Below are 13,798 nucleotides of genomic sequence, written 5' to 3' on the forward strand. Positions count from 1 at the left end.
TCTTCTACCGCTTTATCGGCAAAATCGAATGACACATCTTGAGATACCCAACAATATCTTTAACTAAGGGAAACGGGGAAATCGCTGCCGGATTACGCGTTGCTGACGCCGTTAAGCGAGGCGTTGGGAATCACGCTGAGTGAATTATTTTCGGGCGAATTGATCCGTGCTGAAGACTTAATGGAAAAAACAGATCAGGTGCTGCTGGAGGTGATCGCCGGATGGCTGGGCCGGGATGAGCAGGTGCCGGCTGACAAGTCCAGCTTATCTTGTCCGGTCTTGCGGCTGGAGCATGTCGCCAAGGTTTACGAGAACGACGGCGTACTGACGCAGGCGGTGCGGGATGTCAGCTTCACGGTGGACAAAGGCAGCTTTGTCGGAATCATGGGGGCTTCCGGCTGCGGAAAGTCGACGTTATTGAATCTGATCGCGACGATGGATAAGCCCAGCGGCGGAACGATTGAGCTGGATGGGCAGGATCTGGCGGAATTATCGGATGCGGATCTGGCGGCTTTCCGCCGGGATCATCTCGGATTCATTTTTCAGGAATACAACTTGCTGGAAACGCTGACAATCCGGGAAAATATGATGCTGGCGCTCACGATCAAGCAAACGCCGAAAACTGAAATTAAAGGGATTGTGGAACACTGGGCTGCCAGGCTGGGGATCTCTAAGATTCTGCAGCATTTTCCCAGCGAGGTTTCCGGAGGACAGCGGCAGCGCTGCGCCTGCGCCCGCGCGATCGCGACGCAGCCCACGCTGATTCTGGCCGACGAGCCGACCGGGGCGTTAGACAGTCAGGCAGCGAAAGCGCTGTTGGAAACGTTGACGATGCTGCGCGGGGAGGGGGCGACGATTCTGATGGCGACTCACGACATTTTATCCGCCAGCTATTGCGACCGCATCCTGTTGATGCACGATGGTCAGCTGCGAAAGGTGATCGAGCGGGGAAGTTTAAGCCCACAGGCGTTTTTTACCCGCATTCTGGATGCGATGGGATCGGTAAGAAAGGCGGCGGAGAATGGTTTTTAAATTAGCGTGGCGCAACGCCTGCCGCAGTGCCGGCAATTATTTTGTCTATGTGATGACGGTGATCATTCTGGCCGCGCTGTTGTGTTTTTCCCATTGTGTTGCAGCGTTAGGACAGAGGCAGGCCGGATTTCAGACGGCGGCGCTGCCGCTTCTCATCGTTTCAATTCTGGTGCTGCTGGTCGGGGTCCTCAATCAGTTCATCGTAGCGCAGCGGGCTCAGGAGCTGGCCGTTTACCTTCTAATGGGAATGGAAAAACGCCGGTTGATCCAGCTGCTTCTTTTGGAATTGGGCTGGATCGGAGCGTTCTGCTGCCTGTTGGGAATCTGGCTGGGCAGTGGCGCCGGTTGGATCCTGCTTTTTTCGCTGCCGGAGGGGGCGATCTTCGCCAACATGCTGCCGCTGTTTGGCCAGAGCGCGCTGCAGACGGCCGTCTGGTTTCTGCTGGCCCAACTTTTATCCGCTTATCCGGTTTATCGGAAATTATCGCGCCTGCAGATTTGTCAGCTGTTCGCCGAGCAGCGGCGGAATTCGCCTTTGAATCCGGATCAGCGAAAGCGGTGGCAGACAATCTTTCTGGTCAGTCTGGCGGTCTATGTGTTCCTGCTGATCCTGCTGGTTCGCGGAAACGAGGAAATCATGATGTTCTCCATCGCATTCATCGCGATCCCCCTGCTGCTCAGCGTTGCCGCTTTTTACAAGTTTGTCTATGCCGCAGGTTCAGGTCTGCGCCGAACCTGCCCCTCTGCGCTGTTTGAAAATGACCGTTTGCTGAAGATCGCGGAATTCAGCGGCGGGGCGAAAAGCGGAGCACTTCTTAACACGGTGTTCTGTGTCTGTCTGATCTTCGCGTTTACAGCGTTTTGTTTCGGCACGCTGTTGTTTACGGAGGGGCTGGTTGTTGGTGATCCGCAGACGCAGCGCTGGATGGGGTTCTTGCAGATCAATATCGGACTGATCTTTCTGGTTCTTTATTTTTCAATGCTTTCCTTAACGCAGCTACTACAACTGCGGCGGCAGAGGCGCGCGCTTATGATTCTGCACGCTTTGGGCAAAAGTGAGAAAGCGCTGAACCGCTGGCTTGATTATCAGGTTATCGAAGGTTTGAGTCTGCCCATGGGCATGGGGATTGTTTCGCTGGGGCTTGCCGCGCCCTTTGTCAATTTCAAATTGAATGCGATGCTGCTTCCGGCGATGCCCGATGTTCTGTTTCGGATCGGCGGCGTGTTTGTTTTATGCTTTGGGATTTTGTATTGTATTTATTTTTTTGCGGCTGCCGCGTTTAATCGCCGTTTTCTGCGAAGACTGCTGGCGCCCCGGACAGGCTGAAAATCAGAAGTCCAACGTTGCTTTACTGAATTGCCTGAAGTGGGGAAAGAAGCCGAAGTCTTCCAGCGCTCAGATTTCTTTTTTCTGTTCACAAGCACTGCTCAGGTGTCAAATGTCACATTTATTAGCGGAAAACGCAAAAAAAGCCACCGGGAGAGGAGGGAAGTATGTTATAATTTTGGATAGTTAATGGAGGGAAAATAATGAGTTATGCGATAGAGATGCTCAACATCACCAAGGACTTTCCAGGCATCCGCGCCAACGACGATGTGACTCTTCAAGTAGAGGAAAAAAGCATTCATGCTCTCTTGGGAGAAAACGGGGCCGGAAAATCCACGCTGATGTCGATTTTATTCGGTCTGTATCAGCCGACCCGCGGCACGATTAAAGTGCGGGGACAGGAAGTAAAAATCACAGACCCGAATGTCGCCAACAGCCTGGGGATCGGGATGGTGCATCAGCATTTTAAATTGGTAGAATGCTTTACGGTCACTGAAAATATTATTCTCGGACTGGAACCGAAAACAAAATTCTATACCACGGATATCAAATCGGCGGCGCAGCGGATTCAGCAGCTGAGCGAAATGTATGGGCTGAACGTCGACCCGTATGCCAAGATTCAGAATATCTCGGTCGGCATGCAGCAGCGCGTCGAAATTTTGAAGATGCTTTACCGCAATGCGGACATTTTGATCTTTGACGAACCGACGGCGGTGCTGACGCCGCAGGAAATCCATGAGCTGATGGAAATCATGCGCAATCTGACCAAGGAAGGCAAGACGATTATTTTAATCACGCATAAATTGAAGGAAATTAAGGAAGTCGCCGATGTGTGCACCGTATTGCGGCGCGGCCGGTGCATGGGGACGATTCAGGTCGCGGAAACTTCGGAAGAGGAAATGGCAAAGCTGATGGTCGGCCGGGAAGTCGATTTCGGCGTGGAGAAGCAAGCCCAGCAGCCCGGCAAGGTCGTGCTGGAGATTGAGCATTTGAAAGTCAAAAACTCCAAGGGGCTTTTAGGCGTGAAGGATTTCAGTCTGCAGGTGCGCGCCGGCGAAATTGTCGGCGTGGCAGGCATCGACGGCAACGGACAGACGGAGCTGGTGTATGCGCTGACCGGACTGGCGAAGGCGGAAGGCGGCAAGGTGCTGCTTAACGGCAAGGATATCACGCACAGCTCAATCAAGCACCGGATCGAAGCCGGGATGGGCCATATTCCGGAAGATCGGCATAAGCATGGTTTGATTCTGGATTTCAAACTGAAAGAGAACATGGTTATTCACAGCTATAACGAAGCGCCGTATGCGAAGAACGGCCTGCTTCAGATGGCGGCGATCGACAGGAAAACCGACGAACTGATCGAAATGTTTGACGTGCGCAGCGGTCAGGGCCGGGAAACGATTACCCGCAGCATGTCCGGCGGCAATCAGCAGAAAGCGATCATCGCCCGGGAGATCGACCGCAGTCCGGAGCTGCTGATCGTCGTTCAGCCGACGCGGGGACTGGATGTCGGCGCGATCGAGTACATCCATAAACGGATCGTTCAGGAACGCGACAACGGCAAGGCAATTCTGCTTGTTTCGCTGGAACTGGACGAAGTGCTGGCGCTGTCTGATCAAATTGCCGTGATGTTCAACGGCGAGCTGACCGGCTGGGTCAAAGCGGAAGAGACGGATGAAAACGAGCTGGGTCTGATGATGTCCGGTTCGATCCGGAAGGGGGTTGGCGAAGCATGAAAAAAAGAGAAAAACTGGCGGCTCCGTTAATCGCGGTTCTGCTGGGTCTGTTAGTCGGCATGATCATCGTCATCGCCAGCGGGAAATCGCCGGTGCTGCTGATCTCGGCGATTGTCAAAAGCTTCTGCGGCTTTGACATCCTGGCGCCGGGACCGATCAACCCGCGCTACTTCGGCGAGTTTATCGTCTTCTCGATGCCGCTGATTTTGACCGGTCTGGCGGTCGGGTTCGCTTACCGCACCGGTTTGTTCAACATCGGCGGCGAAGGTCAGGTCATGGTCGGAGCCCTGGCGGCGACTGTCGTCGGCATTCTCGTACCGCTGCCGCCGGTGCTGCACGCGATCGTCTGTTTGATCGCCGGCGGCGCTGCCGGGGCGTTATGGGCCTTTTTGCCAGGCTTTTTGAAAGTCAAACGGAATATCTCGGAAGTCGTCACGGCGATCATGATGAACTATGCCGCGCTGTACTTCTGCAACTACATCTTAAAGGCGCTGCCGGGTTCAACCCAGACCCGTACAGTGGATCTGCCGGCCTCGGCGCTGATCAAATCGGATTTTCTTAAACAGATCACGAATAATTCCCGTCTGCATTGGGGCATTCTGGTCGTCATTCTGGCGGTGATCGTTTATCACATTGTCATTGAGAAGACGACGTTCGGCTACAGTCTGCGGGCAACCGGCTTCAATGCCGAGGGCGCACGTTATGCGGGCATGAAGGTTGAACGCAACGTCGTCTATGCGATGATGATTTCCGGCGTTATGGCCGGGCTGGCAGGAGCGATCATGGTCTTGGGCACCTTCGGCTACGGACGCGTGCTGAACACGGCGGAAAACTATGGCTTTGACGGCATCGCCGTCGCGCTGGTCGGCGGGTGCAACGCGATCGGCATCTTCTTTGCCGGCTTGTTGTTCGGTCTGCTGAAGGTGGCGCAGCCGCTGATGCAGTCGATGCAGATTCCGAAGGATATCGCAACGATCATCTCCTCGACCATCATCATGTTAGTCGCGATGCAGAACGGCATCATCTTCATTATGAACTGGTTGTCAAAAAAGAAAGAAACGGCGGAGAAAGGAAGTGAAGAAGCATGAGTTTGTTCTATAACATGTTTACGATCACTCTGATGATCTCGGCTCCGATTATCATCGCGGCGCTGGGCGGTTTGTTCAGCGAACGCAGCGGCGTCGTCAATATTGCGCTGGATGGCATCATGCTGGTCGGAGCGTTTGTTACCGCAGCGGTGGTTGTGGTGCTGGATCCGACCGGAGCCAACAGTAAGACGGCGATTCTGATCGGCTTGATCGCGGGCATGGCGGCCGGCGTGGTCTTCTCCCTGCTGCACGCCTACGCGAGCATTGACCTGAACGCGGACCAGACGGTTTCCGGGACGGCGCTGAACTTGCTGGCGGCCGGCATCACGGTCTATCTGTGCCAGATTTTCTTCAACCAGCAGCGCACGCCGGCGTTTATCCGCGGTATCACGCGCATTGATGTGCCGGTCTTAAAGGACATCCCGGTATTGGGCGAGATGTTCTTCAAGCAGGTGCATCCGACCTTCTATCTGACGATCATCCTCGTCTTTGTAACCTGGTATGTCGTCTTTAAAACACCGTTCGGTCTGCGCATGCGCTCCTGCGGCGAATTCCCGCAGGCTTCGGCGTCGATGGGCATCAACGTCCGCCGGATGCGCTATTTCGGCGTGCTGGTTTCCGGCGCGCTGGCAGGCCTGGCCGGGGGCGTCATGGTCTTAACCCAGGACGTTCAGTTTACCGTCGTAACCATTCATGGTTTCGGGTTTATCGCGATCGCGGCGCTGATCTTCGGTAAGTGGAATCCATTCGGCGTCTTAGGCGCCGGCATGTTCTTCGGCTTCTCCCAGACGCTGGGCTTCTACGCGAAGGACATCCCGTTTCTGGCGACGCTGCCGACGGAATTCTTCAGCATGTTCCCGTATGTTCTGACGATCATCGCGCTGGTCATCTTCGCCGGCAAGTCGGTCGGTCCGAAGGCGGCGGGCGAAATATACGATACAGGCAAACGTTAAGACTGAGCCGGCTGAAATTGTGCAATCCCATTCAGCCGGTTTTTCTTTTTCCCTGTTAATTCTGGTATAATCAGTAATAAAGAAAGAAATCAGATTTCATCGCTGATAAAGAAAGAGGATATTGATGAAGATTGAAGAAATCAGAAAATCATGGCGGCAGCTTGTCGCGCAGAAAGAGTTCAAGCAGGTAGCGGAATTGCTGCGGCAAAGTCCGGAGCGGGAAAAAATCATGCAGCGGGGACGGGAGCTGTGCGCGCATACATTTGTGTTCGATCATCCGTGGGACATGGAACGGTGTCTGACGCCGCATACCATGGAAATGATGAATTGGAATCAGGTGTTCAATGACGACGAGGAATGGACATTCATGCTCAACCGCATGGATTACTGGTCGGCGCTGGCCAAAGCGGCGCTGATCAGTCAGGATTCGCGCTATCTTGATCAGGCGAAAGACTTTTTGCTTGACTGGATCACGCAGCATCCCCAGATTGAAGCCAGTCTGTCGACGCGTACGCTGGATACCGGCATCCGTGTGGTCAACATGCTGGAATGCGCAGCGCTTTTGGAAGCAGCGGAAAAGCTGAGCGAAGAGGAGCTGACATGGATTCTTACAAGCGTAGAGAATCAGCTGGCGTATTTGAAAGCGAATTATATTGAGAAATACACCTTGAGCAACTGGGGCAGCATCCAGACCTGCGGGATTATCGTGTGCTCGGCAATGATGGGAAAGGATCCGCGGCAGGATGAAGTCTACCGCTGGGCACTGGAAGAACTGGAAACCCAGATGCAGCTTCAGGTCGGATCCGATGGCATGCTTTGGGAACAATCGACGATGTATCATGTCGAGGTGCTCAACAATGTGCTGCGGGTATTGGATTACGCGCAGTATTATCCGATTCCGCTGACGGATGAAATCCGCGAAAAAGCACATGCGATGACCCGGGCGCTGATGCACATGATGATGCCGGATCATCAGATCGAAACCTTCGGCGACTCCGACCGGGTCAATGCTGAGGATGTCATGAACCAAGGTGCTATTTTATTTGACGATCCACAGCTGCGCGCGATGGGCAGCGATCAGGGCGACAGCGATCTGCTTTTAAACGGCGGGATGCCGGCCTGGCGCAAGCTGCAGACCCTGCCGAAGCAGACGCCGAAGACGCTGCTCTATGCCGGGCAGGATTGCGGCATCGTCGTACGCCGGAGTGATTTTGGCCGGAGCGCGGAATGGATGATGGTGCTTAACGGCGAGCTGGGCAGCGGTCATGGTCATTCGGATAATCTGCATTATTCGATCATCCACCAGGGTCTGCCGTTTGTGATCGACCCCGGCCGCTTCACCTATCGTGAGGATCATCCAGTCCGCGTCGAACTGAAAGGGATGAGCGCGCACAACACGGTGGTTCTGGACGATCAGCCCGGCAGCGTGCCGGATTCCAGCTGGACCTATCAACGGTTTCTGCATCCGTTGGCAACGCTCATCCGCGATACGCCGGAGGGCTTGTATTGGGAAGGGGGCGTATTGACCGAACAGCCGCAGATGACGCACGTCCGGAAGCTGATCATGCTTCCGCAGGGCTGCTGGGTTGTCTGTGATGAGATTTTCTGTGAGGGCGGGCATACCGTTGTCAGCCGGATCCAGCTCGATCCGCAGGCAGAGGTCAGCGGCAATCATCCGGATTGGCAGTTGAAACAGGGAACAGTCAAGCTGAATTATCATCACGAAGGCTTGCCGGTCAGCGTGGAACAGGGACCGTGTTCGCTGCGCTACAACGAATTGCAGGACCATAAAATCCTTGCCAGCCGGGGAACGATGCGCGGATCGTTGTTTCAGGACGAGTTGTTTTATGGCGAGGACTTCCGGCTGGAACCGGCTGAGGTTGTGCAGCCGGGCCGCGGTAAGCTGAGGCAAGAGGAAGTCAGCGCCTGGCGGTTTGTCCGGGGTGAAGAAAGCTATACGTGCGTCATTTTCCATCAGCAGCTTTACCGGGGAAAGAAAATTTTGTATTGCGAAGGGCTGCCGCTGCACAACCAGGCCTGTTTGATTATCAGGAAAGCGGGCTTGAAAAAGCTGATCCGGCTGAAATAAAGCGGGCGGAACAGGGTGTTTAAAGCTGCAGGGAAGCATGAAGAAACTGAAAATAATAAATTGAAATGCCTGCTTGGAATGAATTGGCAAAAGGGGAAGGCGGCGCTGCAAAGGCAGCGCCTGTCATCCCTGACGTTTATTCGCGTGAGGGCAAACTAAAGTGCGCTGACTCTTTGTGAAAAGGGATGAAGCGCTTTTTTTGACTGATAAAACTTTTTGATCGCCGGTCTTTCTGATCGTGTCCAAAGTCAAGGTCAACGGGTCTATTAAATCACAGCGGCACAAAGACCTTCGCCGCTTAATTCATCAATAAACTGACGGCAACAGGCCTTTTAAAACACAGCAGCATAAAGACCCCGAATTTTCATCTGCTGCCTGTCTTTAATAACGAAAGTCAAAAAAGCTGTGGGTTTTATAGCGATGAAAAGACGGAATATCAACTGGTAAGACGAACGTTTGCGTAAAACAAAAAACAGCGCCGGTTTGCGCAAAAATGGATAGCGGCCTTCAAGAATATAAAAAAGGAGAAAGAATGAAAAAAAGAGAACGCTGAGCGCGTTCTCAAGAAGATAAGAATTAGATTTTAATGGTGTTCTTTTCAATCAATTCCTGTTTCAAATCATAAAGCTGGCGGGAATAATCGACATAATACCGATGCGGATAACGCAGCCGTTTGACTTCCTCCCACAGCGTATCCATCTGCTGCATGCAGTAGTTTTTAACTTCTTCCGTTGTGGGAACAGTATAAACTAACTTGCCATGATCGAAAATCCGTTCCTGCAGCTCGCGCATTTCATAATCCTTGATCCGTTTCTGCTTCCACGGCGCCTGCGGATCAAATAACAGATACTCATCCGTCGGAATTACTTCGTCGCGCAGCGCTAATAAATCGGCGATCGCCTGATGATTCTCTTTGTCATAGAACCGGATGATTTTCTTAAAGCCCGGATTGGTCAGCTTTTCCACGTTGCCGCTGATCTTGATCTTCGGGATAATCTGACCATCTTTTTCATGCGCGACAACCTTGTAGACGCCGCCCAAGACCGGCGTGGATTTGGCGGTGATCATGTTTTCACCCACGCCGAAGGTGTCGATCTTCGCATCCTGCATGATCAGATCGTCGATTAAGAATTCGTCCAGCGAATTGGAAACGACGATCTTGCAGTCGGTCAGACCTGCCGCGTCGAGCATTTTCCGCGCTTTCTTTGACAGATAAGCCAAATCGCCGCTGTCGATCCGGATTCCTTTTAAACGATGGCCGTTCGGAATCAATTCCTCCTGAGCTACTTTGATCGCGTTGGGAATGCCGGAATGCAGCGTGTCATAGGTATCGACCAACAGGATGCAGTTGTCCGGGGAAACCCGCGCGTAGCTGCGGAAGGCTTCCAGCTCGCTGTCATGCAGCTGAACATAGCTGTGGGCGATCGTACCGCTGACCGGGACGGCATATTTCTGACCGGCAATCGTGCAGGCGGAACCGGCGCAGCCTGCGATGTAAGCGCCGCGGGCCCCTTCGGTGGCGGCGTCGAAGCCATGCGCCCGGCGCGAACCAAATTCCAGGACAGCCCGGCCCTTGCTGGCACGGACGATGCGGTAGGCTTTGGTTGTAGTCAATGTTGGATAGTTGATGCACAAAAGCAGAATGGTTTCCAGAATCTGCGCCTGGATCAAGGTGCCGCGGATGGTGACCAGCGGCTCGTTGGCGAACACCGGCGTTCCCTCCGGAATCGCCCAGACGTCCACGTCCATCGTCATCGTTTTTAAATAATGCAAAAAATCCTCGTCAAAGTAACCCGTCTGCCGCAGATAATCAATCTGCGCGTCCGTGTAATGAAAGTTTTGAACGAAATCAATAAACCGGTGCAGGCCGTTTAAAATCAAGAAGCCGCCGCCGTCCGGAATCGTCCGCACGAACATATCGAAGTAGGCAATTTCCTCATGTTTATTCTCTTTAAAATACGCATACGCCATCGTATACTCGTAAAAATCGGTCAGCAGCATTAAATCTTCGGGTTGCATTTGTTATTCCTCCTCGTTGTTCACGACATGAATACCGGCGTTGGCCATCAATTTCAGCGCCCAGTGCCCATAGTCCTTGGCACTGTGTCCCGGCGCGTCGAAGGTTGCGACCTGATCCTTCGGCACGATGACTTCAATACCCAGATCGTTTTGATTAATATACCCTTTTAAAGATAAAGCAAACTGCAATACGCAAATATCGGTGCAGCAGCCGACGATCATCACGGAACGCAAATTGGTCATCTGCTGGAACACTTCTAAAAACTCAGGCTGAACAAAACCGTTGGTCGAATTCTTTTCCAGGATGATAAATTGATCGGCATAGGGCTTCAACTCCTTGATCAGTTCGCTCTCCTCGCTGTCTTTTAAACAATGCGGCGGAAAGCTGGAAAATTCTTTCGCGCTTTCATTGTGGCAGTCGCGGAAGGCGAGAATCGGGAAATCGCGCTTTAAATAAGCTTTCACGGTATCCAGCACGGCTGGGGTGATCTGATCAATTTTCGGGTCCGCCAAGGCTCCGGTATGGATAAAGCCGTTGATCATGTCGACGACGACCAATAAGGAACGGTCGTCTTTTTCTTTCAGAAAAAGTTCTGTTTTCATCTCTTTGGCCTCTTTTCTTCTTGCTTATTGATTATCATAACAAAATTTTTAAACGATGAAAATGAAATCATCCGAATTTGTCCTGTTTTTTCAATAGAAGAGGAAAACGGGTTTTTTCTAAACGGGAATTTCGCTGAATTTCCGGTCTGATCATCAGCGCGTCAGTTCGCCGCACTCCCTTTGCGGGCGTCTGCTTTCGCATTCTGATCGCGGGGGAAAAGGAAAGATTTTCTGTTTTTTGCCTGGAAAGTGGGATATACTAGGTAGCGAAGGAGGAACGTTTGATGAGAAAAGAAGCCCTTTGTAAAAATGTTGAAATGCATATTCTGGAAATCGGAAAATTCAAGGATGTCATCCTGTCATTCCGTTTTTTTAATGAACTGAAAACTCCGGACAGCTGGGTCAGGACCGTGCTGGCGCTGATGTTGGCAGACCGGTGTGAGAAATATCCGACGAAGCGGGAGGTATCCTGCTGCCTGGATGGATTGTATGGCGCCAGCGCGTCAGCGCGGACGACGACCTATGGTCAGGGACAGATTCTGGAATTCCGCGTCAAAGCTTTGAATGAAAAATATGTCGGCGGGGATCTGTTGCAGCGGCAGATCGCGCTGGCTTCGCAGTTTCTTCTGCATCCGCTGAAAGACGGGGATCAGCTGTCGAACGCTTTATTTAAGGAAGCCATGATCAATTTGAAAGCGATGATCCAACGCCGCAGCGACAATCCGGCCTCCTATGCAGCTTCTCAATGTGCTAAACTGCTGGGTGAAGGTCAGGCGTTAGGCATCAGCGTGCTGCCGACGATGGAAGAAGCGGAAACAATTACACTGGCGCAAGTCAGCGAAGCCTATGAAAAAATGATCCGCGAGGACCGAATTGATATTTTTGTGGAGGGACAGGTGGATCCGGCGACCGTGATATCGCTGTTAAAACACGCGTTCCCATTCGAAGACCGTGAGCTGGAAATCAAAAGCGAATATCTGGCGGAAAAGGAACAGGCTGAAGAAAAATCTGAAACCCGCTCAATCGATCAGACGACGCTTGTCATGATGTATCCGACGCACGTTGCGCTGAGTGGCCCGGATTACTGGGCGCTGCGCACCGGCAGCTGCATCTTCGGCCAGCTGCCGACGTCGTTATTGTTTCAGGAGGTGCGGGAAAAGCGCAGTCTGTGCTATTCAATCTATTCAAGCATTCTTTCCTACGACGGCGTAATGAGCGTCAGCACAGGAATTGACAAAGCGCATCTGGACGAAGTGAAGGAATTGATCGAGCAGCAGCGCCAGCGCATGGCTGAGGGTGCTTTCGACGAGGAAATGCTGGAGACTGCCAAGGAAATGCTGATCAATTCGATCCTCGCTTCCGAGGATGATCCACTCTCGATGATCAACCGGGAATTCCAGAACTGTCTGCTGGAACAGACGCAGACGCTAGAGCAGATCAGCGACCAGATCCGCAGCGTTACGCGCAAGGCCATCATGAAGCTGTTTGCCGCGATGGAATGCAGAGCGGTGTTCGCATTAATTCAGAAGGAGGACGTCCATGAAGAAAATTGTTAACGCGCAGTTTGACGAAACGTGGTATACGCATACGCTGGATAACGGATTAAACCTGATCTTCTGGCATAAGCCGGAATTTGTCAGCACGGCCGTGGTCTTTGCGACGCCCTACGGCGCTCTGGACTACCGACAGATCGACAAGGACGGCAATCATCTTGATTTTCCAAGCGGAATCGCGCACTTTCTGGAACACAAGTTATTTGAGTCGGATGAAGGCGACGTCATGGATGATTTTTCACGAATGGGCGCGAATGTCAACGCGTTTACCTCCTACAACGAAACGTGTTATTACTTCACGACCAGTCATGGTGATCTGAAGGAACCGCTGAATCTGTTACTTGACTTTGTGCAGGATCTGCGGATTACCGACGAATCGGTGGAAAAGGAAAAAGGCATCATCAATCAGGAATTGAAGATGTATTTGCAGATGCCGGACAGCCGGTTGATTTTTGAAACGTTTAAGGCGCTGTATCACAAGCATCCGCTTAACCGTGATATCGGCGGGGATGAAAAAAGCGTCAACGCCACAACCCGGCAGCTGTTGGAGGATTGTTACAAGCTGAACTATCATCCTTCCCGCATGACGTTGATCGTCGCAGGACCGCAGGACCCTGAAACGTTGTTGGAATGGATTGAGGAAAATCAGCAGCCGAAGTCGTTTGAGCCGGTCAAGGATGTCGGAAGGTATCTGGAAGAGGAACCCCAGACGGTGGTGTCCAGCCATATGGTCATCCCGATGGACGTCGCCGTCCGCAAGGTCAGTGTGGCGTATAAATTTGCGCCGCTGAAGACCTCGGCCAAAGAGCGGGTGCGTCAGGAGTGGGCGATTCGGTGTCTGCTGGAATCGCATTTCAGCGCGCTGAATCCGGATTATCAAAAATGGCTGGACAATGAAATCATCAACGATTACTTTGGTTATGAAATTGATCTGGGCAAGGATTACGCAATGATGATGTTCTATAATGAAACGGAAGACGCCGCGGCGTTTACCCGATTTGTCGAAGAACAGCTGAATGGGTTGAAGAACCGGGCTGTCGACTATCAGCAGCTGCAGTTGTTAAAACGGCGGTATTTCGGCGAAGCGATGCGGACGTTTAACAATATGGAGGATATCGCGGTGGCGATGATTCGAAATCAGTTCAATGGCGTCAGTTTCTTCGATACCCTGGAAATCATCGGTCAGCTCGATCAGAAGCAGGTGCAGGAAGCGTTCGAGGCCTTGAAATTTGATCAGCGCAGCGTCGTGGAAATCAGTCCGGCCAGGGGTCAGACTGAGGCTTAACAGTCCTTTTGACGGTGCTGAAATAAAATTTAGAAAAAAATCAAAAAATGGAGAATTCTGACTTCTCCGTTTTTTTTGCATATTTTCCGCGTGATAATTCCAGCTAACTATGA

At 52.3% G+C, this 13,798-nt stretch carries 10 protein-coding genes; 8 read left to right on the forward strand and 2 right to left on the reverse strand.

The window, feature by feature from the left end; translation table 11 throughout:
- Positions 1 to 99: 99 nt before the first annotated feature.
- The 6 genes from I2D94_RS15245 (at position 100) to I2D94_RS15270 (ending at position 8,225) form a co-directional block, all read left to right on the forward strand.
- Positions 100 to 1,032, forward strand: a complete 933-nt coding sequence (locus I2D94_RS15245; RefSeq protein WP_229056911.1) for an ABC transporter ATP-binding protein — start codon at positions 100 to 102, stop codon at positions 1,030 to 1,032.
- Complete coding sequence (locus I2D94_RS15250) at positions 1,022 to 2,359, forward strand: FtsX-like permease family protein (protein WP_195397537.1); 1,338 nt, start codon at positions 1,022 to 1,024, stop codon at positions 2,357 to 2,359. The genes I2D94_RS15245 and I2D94_RS15250 overlap by 11 nt, the downstream gene beginning before the upstream one ends.
- A 203-nt stretch (positions 2,360 to 2,562) precedes the next feature.
- The gene (locus I2D94_RS15255) at positions 2,563 to 4,095 is read left to right on the forward strand and encodes an ABC transporter ATP-binding protein (RefSeq protein WP_195397538.1); all 1,533 of its coding nucleotides are present in this window, start codon (positions 2,563 to 2,565) and stop codon (positions 4,093 to 4,095) included.
- Positions 4,092 to 5,183 carry an ABC transporter permease gene (locus I2D94_RS15260; RefSeq protein WP_072683542.1) on the forward strand — a complete coding sequence of 364 codons (1,092 nt, stop codon included), beginning with the start codon at positions 4,092 to 4,094 and terminating at the stop codon, positions 5,181 to 5,183. The genes I2D94_RS15255 and I2D94_RS15260 overlap by 4 nt, the downstream gene beginning before the upstream one ends.
- Positions 5,180 to 6,136, forward strand: a complete 957-nt coding sequence (locus I2D94_RS15265; RefSeq protein WP_195397539.1) for an ABC transporter permease — start codon at positions 5,180 to 5,182, stop codon at positions 6,134 to 6,136. The genes I2D94_RS15260 and I2D94_RS15265 overlap by 4 nt, the downstream gene beginning before the upstream one ends.
- Positions 6,137 to 6,260: 124 nt before the next feature.
- Positions 6,261 to 8,225 (forward strand): alginate lyase family protein, encoded by a 1,965-nt coding sequence (locus I2D94_RS15270; protein WP_195397540.1) that lies wholly within the window; start codon positions 6,261 to 6,263, stop codon positions 8,223 to 8,225.
- 576 nt (positions 8,226 to 8,801) lie between these two features.
- Here the strand turns inward: I2D94_RS15270 and I2D94_RS15275 are convergent.
- Together I2D94_RS15275 and I2D94_RS15280 are read right to left on the reverse strand one after the other, a co-directional pair.
- Positions 8,802 to 10,244 carry a nicotinate phosphoribosyltransferase gene (locus tag I2D94_RS15275; RefSeq protein WP_195397541.1) on the reverse strand — a complete coding sequence of 481 codons (1,443 nt, stop codon included), beginning with the start codon at positions 10,242 to 10,244 and terminating at the stop codon, positions 8,802 to 8,804.
- 3 nt (positions 10,245 to 10,247) lie between these two features.
- On the reverse strand, positions 10,248 to 10,847 hold the full coding sequence (locus I2D94_RS15280) for a cysteine hydrolase family protein (RefSeq protein WP_072683538.1): 600 nt from the start codon (positions 10,845 to 10,847) through the stop codon (positions 10,248 to 10,250).
- Positions 10,848 to 11,131: 284 nt separating this feature from the next.
- Between I2D94_RS15280 and yfmF the strand changes: the two genes are divergently transcribed.
- Both yfmF and yfmH read left to right on the forward strand, forming a co-directional pair.
- Positions 11,132 to 12,403 carry an EF-P 5-aminopentanol modification-associated protein YfmF gene (gene yfmF, locus I2D94_RS15285; protein WP_195397542.1) on the forward strand — a complete coding sequence of 424 codons (1,272 nt, stop codon included), beginning with the start codon at positions 11,132 to 11,134 and terminating at the stop codon, positions 12,401 to 12,403.
- The gene (gene yfmH, locus I2D94_RS15290; RefSeq protein WP_195397543.1) at positions 12,387 to 13,685 is read left to right on the forward strand and encodes an EF-P 5-aminopentanol modification-associated protein YfmH; all 1,299 of its coding nucleotides are present in this window, start codon (positions 12,387 to 12,389) and stop codon (positions 13,683 to 13,685) included. The genes yfmF and yfmH overlap by 17 nt, the downstream gene beginning before the upstream one ends.
- The last annotated feature ends 113 nt before the right edge of the window (positions 13,686 to 13,798 follow it).

It is taken from the genome of Holdemania sp. 1001302B_160321_E10 (assembly GCF_015552275.1).
Lineage (GTDB): Bacteria > Bacillota_I > Bacilli_A > Erysipelotrichales > Erysipelotrichaceae > Holdemania.

Excerpts from the sequence above, each read along its gene's own strand:
- yfmF (WP_195397542.1), top strand. The coding sequence starts at position 11,132 with ATGAGAAAAGAAGCCCTTTGTAAAAATGTTGAAATGCATATTCTGGAA.
- I2D94_RS15270 (WP_195397540.1), top strand. The coding sequence starts at position 6,261 with ATGAAGATTGAAGAAATCAGAAAATCATGGCGGCAGCTTGTCGCGCAG.
- I2D94_RS15260 (WP_072683542.1), top strand. The coding sequence starts at position 4,092 with ATGAAAAAAAGAGAAAAACTGGCGGCTCCGTTAATCGCGGTTCTGCTG.
- I2D94_RS15275 (WP_195397541.1), bottom strand. The coding sequence starts at position 10,244 with ATGCAACCCGAAGATTTAATGCTGCTGACCGATTTTTACGAGTATACG.
- I2D94_RS15265 (WP_195397539.1), top strand. The coding sequence starts at position 5,180 with ATGAGTTTGTTCTATAACATGTTTACGATCACTCTGATGATCTCGGCT.
- I2D94_RS15280 (WP_072683538.1), bottom strand. The coding sequence starts at position 10,847 with ATGAAAACAGAACTTTTTCTGAAAGAAAAAGACGACCGTTCCTTATTG.
- I2D94_RS15250 (WP_195397537.1), top strand. The coding sequence starts at position 1,022 with ATGGTTTTTAAATTAGCGTGGCGCAACGCCTGCCGCAGTGCCGGCAAT.
- yfmH (WP_195397543.1), top strand. The coding sequence starts at position 12,387 with ATGAAGAAAATTGTTAACGCGCAGTTTGACGAAACGTGGTATACGCAT.
- I2D94_RS15255 (WP_195397538.1), top strand. The coding sequence starts at position 2,563 with ATGAGTTATGCGATAGAGATGCTCAACATCACCAAGGACTTTCCAGGC.